Consider the following 17,865-nt stretch of genomic DNA (forward strand, 5'->3'; position numbering starts at 1 on the left):
CGCTTCCATGAAAAAAGAAAATCAAATAGCAACCAAGCTGAAAGAAGATGTCAGGAAAATTGAAAAATAAAAATTATGAAGCCCAAAAATGGATGATATGTTTCCTGATTTCAATTCCGATGACATTTGGACTAATAAAGATACTTGAATATAAAAATGAAATTTTGTTTTGGTCATATATGGGAATTGGAGGAGTTTCAGCATTAATCATGCGTTGGGTTGGAGGTACAGAGGATAAAAGCAAGTTCTTGAATATTGTTGAATATGTTGCCTTAATCTGTGCAATCACGTTATTTTCATGGGGAATTTGGAATTACTTTTTCGGTGAATAAATAAAAGCAAGAACATGAAGATAATTGAAATAGAGGGAGGAAGATTCTCGAATCTAAAAGGTTTTTATGACGAAATCGAGAGAGGTTTAACGAGTGGTTTAGATTGGAAAGTTGGGAGAAATCTTGACGCATTTGATGATCTGTTAGAAGGAGGATTTGGAATGCACGATTACGGCGAAGAAGTTGAATTAATTTGGACAAATTCAGATAGAAGCAGAATGAAATTGGGATATGAAGAAACTGTAAAATATTTCCAAGACAAATTGAGAAAATGCCATCCTTCAAATAAGAGAGAGGTGAAAAATGAATTAGAAATGGCAATGAATGGAAAAGGTGAAACGCTTTTTGAAATGATTGTTGAGATCATCAAAGATCATCAACATATAACCTTGAAAATGAAATAAGAAAAAAACACGAAAGCGAACAGTGTATAGCTGCCATGTCGCCCTATCGGGACGCCACGATCAGCTATACTAACCGTTGTGGTGCATTGAAAAAAAACTACTAACAAATACATGAAAAAAGGAATACTATTAATACTGACCATCTTCTTGACATATTTGGCTAATGCACAGAACTGTAGTTGCGAAGACAACTTTATTTGGTTGAAGGAAACTTTTGAGAAAAATGATGCGGGTTTTCAATTTTCTGTTGACAAAAAAGGAGAGCAAGAATATCAGAAACATTCTGATTCATATGCCCAAAAGGTGAAATCGATTACCAGCAAACAAGAATGTGCTGAGACTCTTCAACAATGGTTAAGGTTCTTTCGTGAAGGACACTTATCCTTACAGTTAAATGGTAACACCACTTCATCTACTCCTGAAAAATTCGATTCTGAGAAAGTGAAGGAGCAATTCAATTCATGGCCAACATACCCATACAAGAAGGTACAGTTTGACGCATACATTTCAAAGCTCACTGAACCTGGACTTGAAGGAATTTGGTCCGATCCACCTTATAAATTCGGAATTAAAAAAGTGGCTGATCAGTACATTGGATTTATTCTTGAAGCAGATGGAGTTTACTGGAGACAATCACAAATAAAGTTTAGAATATCTGAGGATAATGATTCCCTCTCAGCAGTTTACTACATGAGAAATCACTCAGAAAGGAACTTTGAAAATGTTGAACTTGTGGGTAAAAACCATCTGCAAATTGGTTTTGTCACCTTGAAAAGAATAGCACCTGAATTCAAAGCTAATGAACAGGATATTAATATTGAAAGACAATTAAGATTTCAGTCAACAAGTGCCCCACTGTTTGAAAAATTGACGGATAATACTGTAATACTCCGTATTCCTTCTTTCTCATATTCCGAAAAGGAATTAATTGACAGCTTAATTGATTTACACTTCCAAGAAATCATTAGTACCGAAAATTTAATAATTGATTTACGAAACAATGGTGGTGGAAGTGATGCAAGTTTTGAACAAATTCTCCCCTTAACCTATACAAACCCAATCCGAACCGTGGGTGTAGAGTTTCTTTCAACCCCACTAAACAATCAGCGTATGCTTGACTTCATGAACGATCCAGATTGGACGACTGAAGATAAAAAATGGGCAGAGGAATCACTACGAAAACTCAATCAACATATTGGAGAATTTGTAAATCTTGATAGCACAGCTGTTACGATAGAGACATTTGACACAATCTATCCCTACCCTAAAAATGTAGGTATTATAATAAATGAAGGCAATGGAAGTACTACAGAGCAGTTTTTGCTTGCGGCTAAACAAAGTAAGAAAGTAAAACTTTTTGGAACGACAACTGCTGGAGTACTTGATATTTCGAATATGTATTTTACTGATTCTCCTTGCGAAGACTTCAAATTGGGGTACAGTTTATCAAAAAGTATGCGAATACCTGAAATGTCCATTGATAATAAAGGAATACAACCAGATTATTACCTTGATGAGACAATTTCAAAATTTGACTGGATTAGCTTTGTCATTAGTATCTTGAACGAAATAAAATAAGGAAACGCACCACAACAACGCCTATACGCAATGCCCTTCGGGACACTGCGCATAGCCAAACCGTTATGTATAAGGCCGGGTTAAGTCTAACATTGTCGTAATTGAGGATTATTAATTTTCTGGAAGGACGTCAAAAATGCGCTTACAAAAAATAGCATGTTCCACCCAGGTAGAAAAAATAGAGTTAGAATTAGAATTACGTCAAAAGATAAAAGATCAGAATTTGGACAAATTTATGTGGAATAAAACGATTTCCAAATTAACCGAATCCAAAAAAGAATCGAGCAGAAATTGAGAAGAATTAGATTTCCAAAATTAGGAATGAAATAGAAATTAGAAAAGCGCATTTTGACTTTTTCTAAACGGGACAGAAACCGACTTTTGGAATAAAAAATTACAGATACAGGTAGAAGATTGCTCTGAATCACGGCCCAAATACATAACACTGGCTATAGGTAATAGCTGCTGAAATTGTAAACGCAAAAAATATTAACTTTAAGCAACGGAATTGTTTACGGGAAGGAAGTTACCATTTGGCCGCTACTACCCATAGCCCGGACCGTTGTGCGGCATACAAAAAAAGCCAACGCTCGGTCAAGCACATTTGTTTTTTTGCCAACGCTAAAAGCCAACGCTAAAAAACCAAAAGAGCTTGCCCTTTCCAAACCCACGACAAGACAATGAATAATTACACTGAAAAATAATGAATATTTACTATCTTTGACACCGAATAAACAAAACTTAGGTTTCAAATGAACCGAATAAAAGAAGTTTTAAAAGACAAAGGGATTTCGCAGGCTTGGCTTGCCAAACAAACAGGAAAAAGTTACAACACGATTAACGAATATGCTCGTAACGTGAGACAACCGAGTTTGGAAGACTTATACACCATTGCGGAAATTCTAAATGTGAAAGTCAAAGATTTATTAACTGAAAGAAGATAAATGAAATTATATACAACATTAGAGCAACAACTCAAGAAAGAACCCAACTTCGTGACAGACAACGGAGAACTGAAAAAATGGGTGGTGCTGAACAAAGCACAGAACTTTGACGAAGAATTGATTGGACTGTTGCTCGACAATGCAGACCTGAAAGAAAAGTTTTTTGTAAACGTGAAAGGCACGTTGGTTTTTAACCAAAACTTGTTTGTGCAGTTTTTGGAGCAGAAAAACTATCTAAACGACAGCTACACCCAATACAAAAACAAGGTTGGACTGACCATTGACGGCAAATACCTGAAACAACGCAACGAAGTAGCTTTGGTGTGGCCGTTTAAGGACTGCATTTTGGAAGGCGGACAAAGCCGTGAAGAAGACAAACGAGAAGAAATTTTCTTTAATGAAATTTTAGCACAAGACGAAATTACTCAGCTTTTAGAGCCAAAAGTTTTGACCAATGCCAAACGCATTGACAAAGACGGAGAAAAACCAGTCGACCAATTTAACCGAAACGAAAACGGCACAATAACCGACAACCTGATTATTAAAGGCAACAACCTTTTAGCCTTGCACACGCTGAAAGAAGAATTTGCAGGAAAAGTAAAACTGATTTATATAGACCCGCCATATAACACAGGTAATGACAGTTTTCAATACAATGATTCATTCAATGAAAGCACTTGGTTAACCTTTATGAAAAATCGGCTTGAAATTGCAAGGGACTTGTTATCGAAAGATGGGAAAATGTTTATACAGTGTGATGATAATGAACAAGCATATCTTAAGATTTTGATGGACGAAGTCTTTAAACCACAGAATTTTGTGGAAACATTTGTTTGGAAGAATACTGATAATGCACCAGCTCTTTCAAAGAAGACACGTAAAAATCTTGAATTTATACATTGCTATGAAAAGGTTCTTGATACAAGTAAAGGATATGTTGGAAGAGATAGTGATAATGATGATGCACCATTGTTAAATAGTGGTAACCCAATAACTGTTTTGAAATTCGAACCAGAAATTATACAGTTTAGAATTCCCGATGGTAATTATCCCAAAGGAAGTTATGATAAAGTTGAGCTACTTGATGACTTGGTCGTTAAAAAAGGAAAAAACGAGGACACAATTAGATTGAAAGGTCGATTCAAATGGCAACAATCATTTTTGGATACCGAAGTTAGCAATGGAACGTATTTTTTAATCAAATCAAATAAATTTTCTATTAGGTATCAAAGGGAAATCGCTTCGAATATGGCACCTGATAAATTAATTGATGAGATTTATCTCTCAAAAGCCATAGGTGTAGAAACAAATGAAGATTCAAAAAAGCACATTGATTCTCTTAATCTTAATTTTAATTCTTATCCCAAGCCCGAATCTTTGATTGGCTTTTTAATAAAGGCAGTTACAGAAGAAGGAGACCTTATTTTGGACTATCATTTAGGAAGTGGAACTACGGCATCTACAGCCCACAAAATGAAACGCCAATATATAGGCATAGAGCAAATGGATTACATTGAAACAGTTGCAGTCGAAAGGCTTAAAAAGGTAATGGATGGAGAACAAGGCGGTATTTCAAAATCCGTCAATTGGCAAGGTGGTGGTTCATTCGTCTATCTCGAACTCAAGAAATACAATCAAAATTTCATTGAGCAGATTGAAGATGCCAAAGACACCAAAGCACTTTTGAATGTTTGGGAACAGATGAAAACCAAAAGTTTCTTGAATTACAATGTGGACATTAAGAAGCAAGACGAGCATTTGGAAGAATTTAAAGCCTTGAGCCTTGCTGAGCAGAAACAACACCTTTGCGAACTATTGGACAAAAACCAATTGTATGTAAATCTTACTTCGCTCAATGATACCGACTTTGCTTGTACCGAAGACGAAAAGAAAGTAACCAAAGATTTTTACCAAATTAAAAAGTAAGCAAATGGCATTTCTACACGAAATATTCAATAATCCATTTGCTAAAAGAGCTTTAGCACAGGTTGATTTACCCAATTGGATAAGTGACAATTTAAAACCCGGATTTGGTCAAAGACCATATCAGATTGAAGCTTTTAAGCGATACATATACTTAGACCAAGAAGATTTAGAAGAAAAGCCCAAAAGACCTTACCATTTGCTTTACAATATGGCAACGGGTAGCGGAAAGACTTTAATAATGGCAGGTTTGATGTTGCACCTTTACCAAAAAGGCTATCGCAACTTTTTGTTTTTCGTAAACAGCAATAATATCATTCAGAAAACCAAAGACAATTTTCTCAATCCGCAGGCTTCAAAATACTTGTTCAATAACAAAATTGTGATTGACGGAAAAGAAGTGCTAATCAAAGAGATTGACAACTTCGAAGAAGCCGACAATGAGAATATCAATTTGAAGTTTACCACCATTCAACAGCTTCATATTGACCTGAACAACACCAAAGAAAACAGCGTAACCTACGAAGATTTTAAGGACAAGAAATTGGTTTTAATTGCTGACGAAGCTCACCACTTGGTAGCAGGAACAAAATCGGGGAATATGTTCGGCAGTTGGGAAGACACCGTGAAGAAAATTCACGATTCTAATTTTGAAAATATCTTATTGGAGTTTACGGCAACCATTGACACTGACACGGCAGAATTAGTCAAACACTATCAAGATAAGGTAATTTTTAAATACGACCTTGCTCAATTCCGTATTGACAAATATTCCAAAGAAATTAACCTTATTCGTTCCTTATATAACGAACAAGATAGAATTATCCAAGCCGTAATTTTGAACTTGTATAGGCAAGAATTGGCTACTTCAAACAATATCAATTTGAAGCCAGTAATTCTATTCAAAGCCAAAAGAACTATTAAAGAATCGGAACAAAATAAAGAGAACTTTCACCAATTGATTGATGATTTTTCGGTGGCAATGGTAGAGAAAATTCAAAAGACTTCTACCGTTCCAATCGTTCAAAAGGCTTTCCGTTTTTTTGAATCCAAAGGGATTTCAGCCAACGAAATTGTTAAACGCATTCAAGCAAATTTCAGATTTGAAAATTGCCTAAGTGCAAACAATGACGCAGAAGCCGAGAAAAACCAAATTTTGCTCAACACATTGGAAGATGAAAACAATCCTATCCGTGCCGTTTTTGCCGTTCAAAAATTAAATGAAGGTTGGGACGTTTTGAATTTATTTGACATTGTTCGCCTTTATGAAGACCGAGACGGAAAAGATGGCAAACCAGGAAAGACAACACTTTCAGAAGCCCAGTTAATTGGTCGTGGTGCGAGATATTATCCGTTTGCCTTAGAAGAAGGACAAGACAAGTTTACCCGAAAATTTGATGATGATATTTCAAACGATTTAAAGGTGTTAGAAGAATTATATTACCATACCAAAGAAGATAGCCGTTACATTTCGGAATTGAAGAAAGCTCTTGTAGATTCGGGTATTTATGAAGATGAAGCAAATTTGGTTCAGCTCAATTTATTCTTAAAGCCTGATTTTAAGAAAACAGATTTTTACAAAGACGGACACGTTTTCTTCAATAAGAAAATTCCAAAGAGTTTTGACAATATTAAATCGTTTGCCGATTTAGGAGTTACGAAAACCAACTATCGTCACACATTATCTTCGGGAGTTGGCAGAATGTCAAGTGCCTTTTTTGAAATGGAGCCGACACAATCCAATGATGAAGTAATTAAAACCAAAGATGTTAAGCTGACTGAAATTCCGAAAAACACAATCCGTTTTGCATTAAGCCAAAACCCGTTTTTCTACTTTGACGGTTTAACACATTACTTTCCAAGCGTTGGTTCACTTTCAAACTTCATTGATAGCAATGACTTTTTAGCAGGTTTAGAAATCACCTTTAGCGGAACACCTGACCGACTAAAAGAAATTAGCCATTTTGACTATTTGCAAGCGTTAAACGGACTTTTGCAAAACATTGAAGCAGACATAAAAGGCAATTCAACAGAATATGAAGGTTCAGACTATATCAAAGAACCAATTCATAAAGTATTCAAAGACAAAGAAATCAAGGTTTATAAAGACAGCGAACGAGCAAACGGCCAAGAAACATTGGTAGCCAACGAGCCTTGGTACGTTTATAATGCCAATTATGGCACAAGTGAAGAAAAGAAATTTGTAGAACTGTTTTCCAGACGATTTGAAGGACTGAATCAAAAGTTTGAAAACATTTACCTAATCCGAAACGAAAGAGAAATTAAAATCTTCGACAAATTCGGAAGAGCTTTTGAGCCAGACTTTTTACTATTCTGTAAACAACGTGACGGAGAACAAATGACTTTTCAAGTTTTCATAGAGCCAAAAGGAGAACATTTAAAAGGATACGACAAATGGAAAGAAGACTTTTTGAATGAAATCAGAGCAGAACAAAAGACAGTCAAAATCCATACAGACACTTATTTGATAACAGCCGTTCCATTCTATAATTACAATAACGAAAATGAATTTAAGACAACATTAGAAAACACATTAAACGAATAGAAATGCCAACGCTAAAAGCCATACACATTTGCAATTCGCACCAGCCAACACACAAGCCAAAAATTGCAAAAGAGTATGTCTTTGCCAACGCTGACAGACGACCGAAAAAGAAGTACGACCGCACAACACTGTATAAGCGTAATGCGGGCTGAACAGCTAAAAATGAGCATTTTTGCTCCTAAGAAACTTTGCGGTGGGCGGACAGTGAATTGCTCCGAAATCCCGCACTACGCTTATACTTGACCGTTATCGGTCAGGCTAAAAACCAACACCAATATTATTACTAAGTAAAAGGGTTAAATTTTAGAATGAAAGTACAAATTTATAAAGTCAAAAATCCGATCAGTTGTGTTTCAGAAATCGTAGAAATAAACTCAGATCTAGCAACTGATACTTTGACACACTTTGTACCACCTTTTGGGAGCCCTGAAATTATTCTATTCATTGGGCATGAGCATCAAATAAAAAATGTTTCCATTACTAATGGACTAATCAAAGGATTGTACAACATTTCTCAAAAAATTGAATTTTCACCAAATTATCATTTTATTACTATTCGATTACAGCCCTATGGATTAAGGCAATTATTCAATATAAATACAACAGAGTTAAATAATTCAGTAATAGATATTCAAAGTCATCCAATTGGAGAAGTACTGTTAAATATCACAAAAGCAATAGACAAACTAGAAGTTTCTACAGCAAATAATTTAGTTAATATTATAGAGCAATTTTCTATCTATCCCGTGTCCACATCAACAAAAACATTTATCAAAAATACTTCTGAAACAATCTACACAACTGTAAAAGACATAATTTTTGAAAGCGGTATTGGTCTAAGAACCTTACAACGCAATTTTAAAAAAGAAGTGGGTTTGACACCAAAAGAATACTTGAGAATAAAACGTCTGAACGCAATAGAGCAAAAATTGTCGCAGAATGTAAATGTTTTTGAGATTATTTCCGATTTTGATTTTACAGACCAAGCCCATTTCATTAAAGATTTCAAGCAACTACGAAATATCACACCAGCAGAAATTGTAAAAAAGAAATTATTGCTTTCCGATCAACTCGCTATTCCTGATGTAATATCAATCTAACTTTGTCGCTTTTCTACAATGAAATGTCACTTCTTGCAAAGACCTTTGCAACAAAATATCATTATATTAATAGTATGAAAAGAATTCACGCTCTTGAATGGGAAGATTTGCAATGGTTTCCTGCAAATTGGAGAGATTTTGGCACAGACTTTTTAAAGTTTATAGCTACTAAGTTTAACATATACAAACCCATTTTACCTTTAATGCAAAAGTGTTTTGACAAAAGTGGACAAAATCATTGGGTTGACTTGGCATCAGGCGGTGGCAGTGGTCTGATAGGTTTAGCTCGGGATTTAAAACAAACCAATCCAAGCTTGAAAATCACATTGACAGACTTCTATCCAAATATAAAGGCGTTTGAAAGTTTAACAAAAGAAGATCCTAATACATTCTATTATGAAAAATCATCAGTTGATGCCACAATGGTGCCTAAGCATTTACAAAATTCAGTACAGACCCTATTTGGAGCATTTCATCATTTTCGCCCTGACAAAGCTAAACAAATTTTACAAAATGCGGTCAATTCTCATTCAACTATAGCCATCTTTGAACCCGTAGGAAGAAACTTCGGAAGTTGGTTTGCCATGTTTTTTACACCGCTAAACGTGTTACTATTCACCCCATTTATCCGTCCTATTCGTTGGAGTGTTTTACCTTTTATTTATCTGATTCCAATTGTACCTTTATACATTGTATGGGATGGAATTGCCTCTATTTTAAGAATGTACTCTAAAAATGAATTGAAAGAACTTGTTAGTTCATTAGAAAATGTCGACTCCTATGAATGGGAAATTGGCAAAACATCAGGGCAAATGCCCGTATATTATATTATTGGTTATAAACAAGACAAAAAATGAATTGGGCACAAGAAATTGATAAAATAACATTGGTTGCGGAAATGCTGTTTAGCGGACTAAGCAGTGAACAACTAAATTGGAAACCAAATTCAGAAACTTGGAGCATTGCACAAAATTTGGAACATTTGATAGTAGTTAATGAAACTTATTATCCTGTTTTGAGTTCTTTAAAAAAAGGAACTTACAAAAAGCCCTTTTTGGCAAATTTTGGTTTTATTGTTTCATTTTTTGGGAAAACAGTTTTAAATGCCGTTAAACCTGACAGAAAGAAAAAAATGAAAACTTTTTCAATTTGGGAGCCAGGACAAAGCAGGGTAGGTATTGATATAATATCTCGTTTTAAAAAACATCAGTCCGAACTACAAAAACAAATAAACGAAGCCAAGGAACTCCTTACTAATCGAATTGTAATTTCATCACCTGCGAGTAAAATTGTAGTTTACAGGTTAGAAATTGCATTTGACATTGTTGTAAATCACGAACAACGTCATTTGGAACAGGCTAAAGAAATCCTAAGGGAATTAAAAAAATGAAAAACAATTTATAAAAGCCCGAACCGATAACAGGCGTTTGGCTCAATGGCGGGTGACGTGGTTAATTGAACATTCTACCTCGCATCAACTTTTGTGGTGTATTGACAGTTTGGTGCTCCGAAGTCCGCCACTGCGCCAAGCGCCAAACCGTTGGCAGTAATAAAAATAAATGAAATACGTCGATACATATGAAACCAAAGACAAAGTGAAATTTGAAGCTGTTATAGACATCTTTGAATCTAAGAAAATACGTTACAAAAAGCTTCATGAATACAGATTAAAAGAAGAGAATGATTTTGGAGAAATATATGGCGGAGCAATAATAAGAGTAGCCCAAGACGATTTTTTGAATGCAAATCATCTATTAATTTCAAAAGGATTCAAAGAACAAATAGATTATGAAAGTGCAGAATTTAAATTAATAAGGAAGTTTAAAGAAGTCTCAAATAAAATTCCAATCTTAAATAAACTATCAAATCAAACTCAATTAATTTTGGTTGCTTTCATTTTGATATGTATATCGATTTTTTCTTTTGGAATTTTTGTTGTTAATAAATTGGAAACACCCCTAATTGGAGCAACATGGTGTGTGGGAAAAATCAAAACAGAAGAAAGAGAATTTTATCCGAACACAGATGAATTAATAATTTTTATTGGAGCTGGTTGTAAAGAAAATCTATTTTTTCATCTGGATGGTACTGTAGTATTACCTGGATTTAAAACTCCAAAAACTAAGGGCAATTGGGCATTTATTGACGATACAAAACAAGAAGTGAAGATATTTAATACTGATAAATTCGGAGATATTTATGAAGGTGTTTATAAGGTGAAAAAGAAAAAAATGAAACATGAAATCGAACTAATTTCAAAGCATTCTAAAATCATATTAAATAGATAAAACTACTGCCAACAATATGGATGTCGGTCATACTTTTTTGCCGCAGGCGCAACACAAAAAAGTACGCCGCATCCACTGGACGTTAGTAGAGATTTTCATAAAAATAACGCCGGCGCACTTGGAAGACCGAAAATTAGAGGAGTTTAAGATGTAGTAATCATGTAAAACAACAAGTTGCAAAGCATTATTTATTTCAAAGGGTTTCTTAATTTTCGTGTGGGAATATGGGAATAAGAGAATAAGAGTGTGTTAGCAGGGCTTCTCCCCTATTGGTGCAAATATCCTCAGAGGTCGTGTGGGGCTAAGAAGTTAAGGGTTAAGGGTGTGAAAAAACCTCTACTAACACTGGCTATAGGTAATAGCTGCTGAAATTGAAAGGCAAAGACATTAACTTTAAGCAACGGGATTGTTTACGGGAAGGAAGCTACCATTTGGCCGCTACTACCCATAGCCGAGACCGTTAGGGGCAATGAAAATGAAATAATAATTCATTAATCCATAAAAAGGATATTAAACTAGAATAATAATACAACTCAAAAAAAAAGTAATTGAAATCAATAATTGTTTTGTTTTTATGTTTTTTGACAATCGGGGGCAAAGGACAAGAAAGGTGTGATTTGTCAAAATTGGAAAAAGATTCAATTAGAATCCATGCAGAAACTCGAATAAATAAATATCTAGAAATTAAAAATAGCATTCAGGACCAATCAATGTATAATTTGATTTGTGGATATATTTTACGAAGTGAGAATTTTGACAAAATGCTTATTATAGATACATGTGGTCACATAACAGCAAATCAAACGTGTTATTCTGGAGATATGATTCTTTATAATTTAAACACTCAAGATTTAGTCAGAGCTAATGAATTGTTTTCAAAAGAATTGCAGCCAGGTATTTATGAACTATATTGGAGTGCTTGGCCTTCAGGAATAAATGAAAATATGGCTAAAATGAAAGAGGAGCCCTTATGGGTTCTTTTTATAGAATAATCTTGGAAAAATTAACCAAAGCCCCTAACAATGTGGATGTCGATCATACTTTTTTGCCGCAGGCGCAACACAAAAAAGTCCGCCGCATCCACTGAACGTTGGGCACAATATGAAAAAAATGAAAATGAAGAACTTAATCATAGGAATTCTATTTATCTCAACTTCTGCCGTTGGACAGGAGTTTAATTTTGACATTCACAATACGTCTCTCAATGAATATTTGAAAATGGAAGAAGAGATAAGAGGAGAAAGAATTCCAACAACCTCAAATCATGTATCTTTTGGAGGGAATGCGCAGCCAATCAAGTTCCGAAGAAAGGAGAAAATAATTCCTGATTTGACTGCCTTCTATTTCTTCAAAAAAGCAGACTCTACAATGTCATATATTCTTTACGAATGGGACGTTTCAAACTTTGAGAAAAAAGACAATAACCAAAAATCAGAAAAATTTCAAAAAACCTTAATCAAAAAATATAAAGAACTTAAGGCAGATATTACAGAGGATTTCGGAGAACCAAAAGTAAAAAAGAATTATTCGAATATTAGCCAATTAGATTCCATTAACACATTTGTCGAAAATTCAACTTGGATACCTGATGACAGCACCGAAATAGAACTGTATGTAACTGCATCAAATTATTTTGAGAAGAAAGGTGCAATGACAATTAATCCAGTTCATCGAATAAGGCTTTATATTAGAAATCAACCCAAAGAAAAAGAAATTCCAAAATTAGATAATAAAAGATTGGTTAAATTGGAGGAGATTAAAATCGACTTTTTTGAAGCATTAAAAGGAAGAGATTTGCCAAGGTCAAAAGAATTTTTATCAGACTTAATTCTTGAAAAGGTTACAGATGAGCAAATCAATATGCTAATCGGTAATATTAATTTTGAGAAAGAAAATGAATTGATTTATAGTGGAATTCAAATAGGATTTGGTGGGAATGTATTCACGCTTCTTCAATATAAATATTCGGACGACAAATCAAATCCCCCAATTGAAATAATAAAATTGATTTTTGACGACAAGGATAAAGTGGTAGGAATACAACCAATTAAATTGCAAAATAAAGGTATCGATTAAAAAAGAATACTGTGCCCAATATTAAAGGCTGAATAGTCTGGTGCAACCGACTATTCGGACTTTGTTGAACGAAGCGCAGCCGGAAGTGAAAGAAAAATTCTTTATGGGTTTTCGATTCAAGGCAGGAATTTTATAGAGGAAGGTTTATAGAGATTTATTGGGATTACTTGCCCTGTTGGGGTTAAAAAGAGTGGTTTATCATTAAATATTAGAGAAAGTTATTTACAAAATACAGCACTTTTTTAAGCCTTTTGCCTGTGATTTCTGCCAGGTAAACATAAAGATGCCAGGGCAGGTTAAGCTGCCAAAGTGAAAGAGGGTTGTTACTTTGAATGAGTAATGGCTGTATGGTAAACCGGCGGATCTTTATTTGCAATAAAAGCATAAACAAGGATCATTTTACCTTTTTGACAACAGGGACAACGATCCACTTTTTGACTAAAGAGTCGAAGTTTAGCCAGTACTTTTCGTTCGGCCCGTTGGAGTAATTGTTTGTGTTTTCGCCCCAGAGCCTTACGGGCTGCAGCTATGTCTTTGGTTTTAGAGGCATTGGCAAGAAAACCGTACTGCCGGACTTTTCGGAATCCCGGGGGAAGGATGTGGAGGCAAAACCTCTGGATAAAATCCTTTCCGGATAACGTCATCACTTTTTTCAGACCACGATCAGCATAGTCTTTGTAGTCGAATTGGACAGATTGCTGATCGATTTGTTTGATCCTGTGATTGGTGATGGCCACGCGGTGAGAATACCGGGCGAGGTATTTAACCACATGTTGAACTCCGGCAAAAGGCTTTTTGGTGTGTACCACCCAATCCTTAGCATAAAGGTTTTCTTTCCAGGGATGATAGCGGGCAGGCTTGGAAGGAAAGTCAGGGGGTAATATTAAAAGGCCCTGCTCAAGTGCCAATCGCATTTGTTTGAGGAAAAAAACTTTGAATACTTTTTTCAGGGCCTTTACCGGATAAAGGAATTTGGCATTGCCGCGTTTGGGGAGTTGCCACTCGTCCTTCGACGTAAGGCCACCATTGGGTACGATACAATGCACATGAGGATGAAGTACCAAAGTTTGTCCCCAGGTGTGCAAAACCATAGTGGCAGCAGATTTAGCGCCTAGCCATTTGGGATCCCTGGCAAAAGTGTTCAGGGTGTACCAGGAGGAACGTAGCAACAAATCATACATGAACCGGGGATTGTGTAAACACAATCCGTTGAGTTCATGTGGCAGTGTAAAAACGACATGGAAGTAGGTCGTTGGCAGGAGTTGATCCTCTTGTTGTATCGTCCACATTTCCTTGTTGAGGCCTTGACATTTTGGACAATGTCGATTGCGGCAACTGTTGTAACTTATACGCAAATGACCGCAGCTATCACAAGCATCGACATGCCCGCCCAGAGAAGCAGTTCGGCAAGCCTGAATAGCCTTAAGCGTGCGTCGGTGGTACTTCGTCAGTTTATGGTCAGGCAGTTGATGTAAAAAACGATCAATTACCTGAGCGACTTCCAGTTGGGGCCTCATTTTGTTTGCAATAAGTTGTCCAGCAAAGAAATAGCTGCCATTCCGGGAATATGAGCATACTTCAGATAGTGTAAAGTAGTGGTGATATGCTCATGTCCCAGCAGGCGTTGAAGCTGTGGCAACGTACCACTGAGGTTGAGATAATGCACCGCAAAAGTGTGGCGCAGGGTATGCGGATGAATGCGTTTTTTTAGCCCGCTGCGACGTACCGCTTCTTTGACAATGAATTGCACACCGCGAATCCTAAGTGGGGTGCCGGGTTCCTTAATACTTTCAATGATTGTGTTTGTGGGAACACTACCTCGAACGATGCAGTATTGACGCAAGGTATTCCGCAACTGATCACCATAAGGAACAGTCCTGGTTTTGCGACCTTTACTATTACGGATGGTGATGATACGCAGGTTTTTGTCGAAGTCGCTTACGCGAAGCCTGACCAGCTCCCGGGTACGAATACCGGTCTCGTAGATAAGTTGAAGGACCAGTAGTTGGCGCATATCGCGGCAGGCTCCAAAAAGTCGCTCCACTTCCTGAAAAGTCAGGACCTCGGTAAAATACTTTTGGAGGCGCGGGTTGGGAATTTTCACTACCAGGTCCAGTCGGCGAATGACTTCCCGGCAATAATACTTGACACCGCATACGCGAAGATTGACAGAAGAAGAACTGAGTTGTTGGTGATCGCGGGCAAAAACGAGGTAGGCTTTAATCTCATCGGCAGAGCAGTCTTCTGGTCGTTTGTCCAGGTGCAGCATTAAATCACGAAGACCACGAAGGTAATTTTGTCGGGTAGCCCAGGCATTATTGGCAAGAGCCATATGGTTATCCATGCGCTGGAGCGCGTCATCAAATTCAGTTACGCCCGTGGGCTTCCAGGTTTTTTTTAACAATCATAATTGATTACTTTAGTGAAACAATGAAAAGAAAATAGTAATTTAATCGGTGCAAAGCAAGTGGGGAGTTAGTTGCTCCGTAGGAGCTTTGTTCAACAAAGGCTAAAACGTTCATAGCCAGCAAAAGCTGGCTACGCCGTTTAGCCAGACCGTTACCACCTATTAAAAAGACAGTGCATAGTAAGAACAACATATTGACAATTCTTCTGACTTTATTTCTAAGCACAGCTTGGGGACAAACGGAAATGACTGTGAACTTCAGAAAAAATGATCACGTTTCTAAAACAGATGGTTTCCGTTTTTCAATTGTGACTCCAATGGACACCATAATTGTTTTCAATAGTCTTATGAATTCAGAAATGAAGAAGAATAGCCTCGAATTACTACTTACGAGCGATTCCCCTCAGGGTTTATTCGAATACAGAACAGGAATGGACAACTGGAAAACAGTGCAATATTCTTTTGACTCAGACACTACTGAATTAAAAAGAATCGAAATAGACTTATACTTCTCAGTTAACGATAGTAAGACAGAGTTTTTGCAAGATTTCACAGTCAATAAATACTATCAAACGAATTCAGTTTCACTAAAGAGCGGTAAATTAAAAGTTGGGTCTCAACCTGTCTTTATGTTAATAAGCAACTCGGACACGACATTTTATGGTGCAAGTCCTACCAATCATTTTTACGGTACAATTAAAACCAAGATAGAAAATGGTTGGTACGACTTCTCTGGTTCTTATTGTATGTCGACAGTTCCAGAGAAGCCATTAATCAAATCCGATACGGTTTATTCGTGGATTCCAAATTATAGTCCTGGAGACGAATACATTATTAAAAGACCTGGAACTTATAAATATGTTGTACCAATGGGACTGGAAAGGTATTCGGACGGAACTCCAACGAGATTGATTGACAACGGAGAAACAAGAATGAGAACTCGAACTTTTATAGAACTTGAAACTGAATTTAAAATAGAATAAAAAAAACAGGTGGTAACAACGCATATAGCTTATGGCGGGTAAACGGCTGCCAGCAAGGTTTTCGCTCCGTAGCCAAGTTTAGTTTCGGTGGACAGGAAAGTGCTTCTAAACCGCCACAAGCCATATGCAAACCGTTACTGGTCAGCTACAAAAAAGATGATCAGACATACAAGCAGAATCTTAGAATTCCAAAAAGCACTTTGACAAGAAATAAATCAGAAAAAAATCGATTCAGAAATCTGTAGTTTTTAGTTGCGAGATCCACAAATAGTATCTGGAATTTTGAGTTGCGACGTTGAACAAAGGTAAAAGTGATCAGAATTTTGTAACTGGATTTTTAGGTAGATATCCCAAAAAATAAGTAAATTGAATTTCTAAAATCATCCCAATATTTTTAGAAAGTAAACCTGGAACAAAAAACTATGTCTGGAAAACGATTTTCAAATAAGAAAAATACGAAGCGGGAGCTGAATCGAAAAAGCCGAACCAGTAACACTGGCTATAGGTAATAGCTGCTGAAATTGAAAGGCAAAGACATTAACTTTAAGCAACGGGATTGTTTACGGGAAGGAAGCTACCATTTGGCCGCTACTACCCATAGCCGAGACCGTTGGCGTGCATTAAAAAATGAAAGACCGCATTAACGATATAGATGATTTGTTTTCCATGTTTCACGACTTTGAAATCGTGGGACTGAACCTTGACGATAACATATTAACCATAGAAATCCTTCTTCCTTGGAGTGAAATGTGGGACATTGAAAATTATAAGATGACAATTCGTTTTCACGGGTGCCAGAATTTAAAATGCCATTATTGGAAGCGGACAAGTAATGAACTTAAAGAATGGGAAAAAGGAGTTTATTATCCAAGTGAAGAACATGAAACGACTGACCCGAATGAAATTGTTAACCTTGGGTTAGACGTTCAAAGCCATGACTTCAATGAACCTGACAATTTTATACTTCATTGCAACAGTTCAAGCTCTCATGGAAACCAAATCGGACAAATAGAATTCGGGAGAATAGAACTTAAAGCAACAGACTACCAAATATTTGACAACGAAATGAATGAAATGACCCTTGATAAAATGAAAAGTTGGGGAACGGAATGGTGGGACAGCATCCAGAAAATGTGGGACGAACAAAAGGAAAAAAAATAACGACACGCCAACATCGGCTATAGCAAATGCGGGCTGACTGCTTAAAAATGAAGATATTGCAACTAAATAACATTCGGTCTGGCGGACAAAGATTCGGTTTCAA

The 17,865-nt window shown here is 36.3% G+C and carries 16 protein-coding genes; 14 read left to right on the forward strand and 2 right to left on the reverse strand.

Annotated elements, in window-relative coordinates; all coding sequences use genetic code 11:
* The first annotated feature begins 47 nt into the window (after positions 1-47).
* From H6571_17875 to H6571_17930, 12 genes are all read left to right on the forward strand, one after another.
* Entirely contained in the window at positions 48-332 is a 285-nt protein-coding gene (locus tag H6571_17875) for a hypothetical protein (protein MCB9325612.1), read from the forward strand.
* Positions 333-346: 14 nt separating this feature from the next.
* Positions 347-736, forward strand: a complete 390-nt coding sequence (locus tag H6571_17880) for a barstar family protein (GenBank protein MCB9325613.1) — start codon at positions 347-349, stop codon at positions 734-736.
* Positions 737-847: 111 nt separating this feature from the next.
* Complete coding sequence (locus H6571_17885; protein MCB9325614.1) at positions 848-2,314, forward strand: peptidase S41; 1,467 nt, start codon at positions 848-850, stop codon at positions 2,312-2,314.
* A 752-nt stretch (positions 2,315-3,066) separates the two neighbouring features.
* Positions 3,067-3,258: a helix-turn-helix transcriptional regulator gene (locus tag H6571_17890; protein ID MCB9325615.1), complete on the forward strand. Its 192-nt coding sequence runs from the start codon at positions 3,067-3,069 to the stop codon at positions 3,256-3,258.
* Positions 3,259-5,184, forward strand: a complete 1,926-nt coding sequence (locus H6571_17895; GenBank protein ID MCB9325616.1) for a site-specific DNA-methyltransferase — start codon at positions 3,259-3,261, stop codon at positions 5,182-5,184.
* A 4-nt stretch (positions 5,185-5,188) separates the two neighbouring features.
* Positions 5,189-7,747 (forward strand): DEAD/DEAH box helicase family protein, encoded by a 2,559-nt coding sequence (locus H6571_17900; GenBank protein ID MCB9325617.1) that lies wholly within the window; start codon positions 5,189-5,191, stop codon positions 7,745-7,747.
* Between the two features lie 308 nt (positions 7,748-8,055).
* Positions 8,056-8,847 carry a helix-turn-helix transcriptional regulator gene (locus H6571_17905; GenBank protein MCB9325618.1) on the forward strand — a complete coding sequence of 264 codons (792 nt, stop codon included), beginning with the start codon at positions 8,056-8,058 and terminating at the stop codon, positions 8,845-8,847.
* A 74-nt stretch (positions 8,848-8,921) separates the two neighbouring features.
* Complete coding sequence (locus H6571_17910) at positions 8,922-9,704, forward strand: hypothetical protein (GenBank protein MCB9325619.1); 783 nt, start codon at positions 8,922-8,924, stop codon at positions 9,702-9,704.
* On the forward strand, positions 9,701-10,237 hold the full coding sequence (locus H6571_17915) for a DinB family protein (GenBank protein ID MCB9325620.1): 537 nt from the start codon (positions 9,701-9,703) through the stop codon (positions 10,235-10,237). Before H6571_17910 ends, H6571_17915 begins: the two co-directional genes overlap by 4 nt.
* A gap of 169 nt (positions 10,238-10,406) precedes the next feature.
* A complete protein-coding gene (locus tag H6571_17920; protein ID MCB9325621.1) occupies positions 10,407-11,135 on the forward strand; it encodes a hypothetical protein in 729 nt (242 codons plus the stop codon).
* Between the two features lie 548 nt (positions 11,136-11,683).
* A complete protein-coding gene (locus H6571_17925) occupies positions 11,684-12,127 on the forward strand; it encodes a hypothetical protein (GenBank protein ID MCB9325622.1) in 444 nt (147 codons plus the stop codon).
* 124 nt (positions 12,128-12,251) lie between these two features.
* On the forward strand, positions 12,252-13,211 hold the full coding sequence (locus H6571_17930; protein ID MCB9325623.1) for a hypothetical protein: 960 nt from the start codon (positions 12,252-12,254) through the stop codon (positions 13,209-13,211).
* A gap of 323 nt (positions 13,212-13,534) precedes the next feature.
* On the opposite strand, the gene H6571_17935 is transcribed toward H6571_17930, so the two are convergent.
* Together H6571_17935 and H6571_17940 are read right to left on the reverse strand one after the other, a co-directional pair.
* A complete protein-coding gene (locus tag H6571_17935; protein MCB9325624.1) occupies positions 13,535-14,728 on the reverse strand; it encodes an IS91 family transposase in 1,194 nt (397 codons plus the stop codon).
* Entirely contained in the window at positions 14,725-15,615 is an 891-nt protein-coding gene (locus H6571_17940; protein MCB9325625.1) for a tyrosine-type recombinase/integrase, read from the reverse strand. Before H6571_17940 ends, H6571_17935 begins: the two co-directional genes overlap by 4 nt.
* A gap of 254 nt (positions 15,616-15,869) precedes the next feature.
* On the opposite strand from H6571_17940, the gene H6571_17945 reads away from it, so the two are divergent.
* On the forward strand, positions 15,870-16,601 hold the full coding sequence (locus H6571_17945) for a hypothetical protein (protein ID MCB9325626.1): 732 nt from the start codon (positions 15,870-15,872) through the stop codon (positions 16,599-16,601).
* Positions 16,602-17,228: 627 nt separating this feature from the next.
* Entirely contained in the window at positions 17,229-17,762 is a 534-nt protein-coding gene (locus H6571_17950) for a hypothetical protein (protein ID MCB9325627.1), read from the forward strand.
* Positions 17,763-17,865: the final 103 nt, after the last annotated feature.

Source organism: Lewinellaceae bacterium, from assembly GCA_020636105.1.
Lineage (GTDB): Bacteria > Bacteroidota > Bacteroidia > Chitinophagales > Saprospiraceae > BCD1.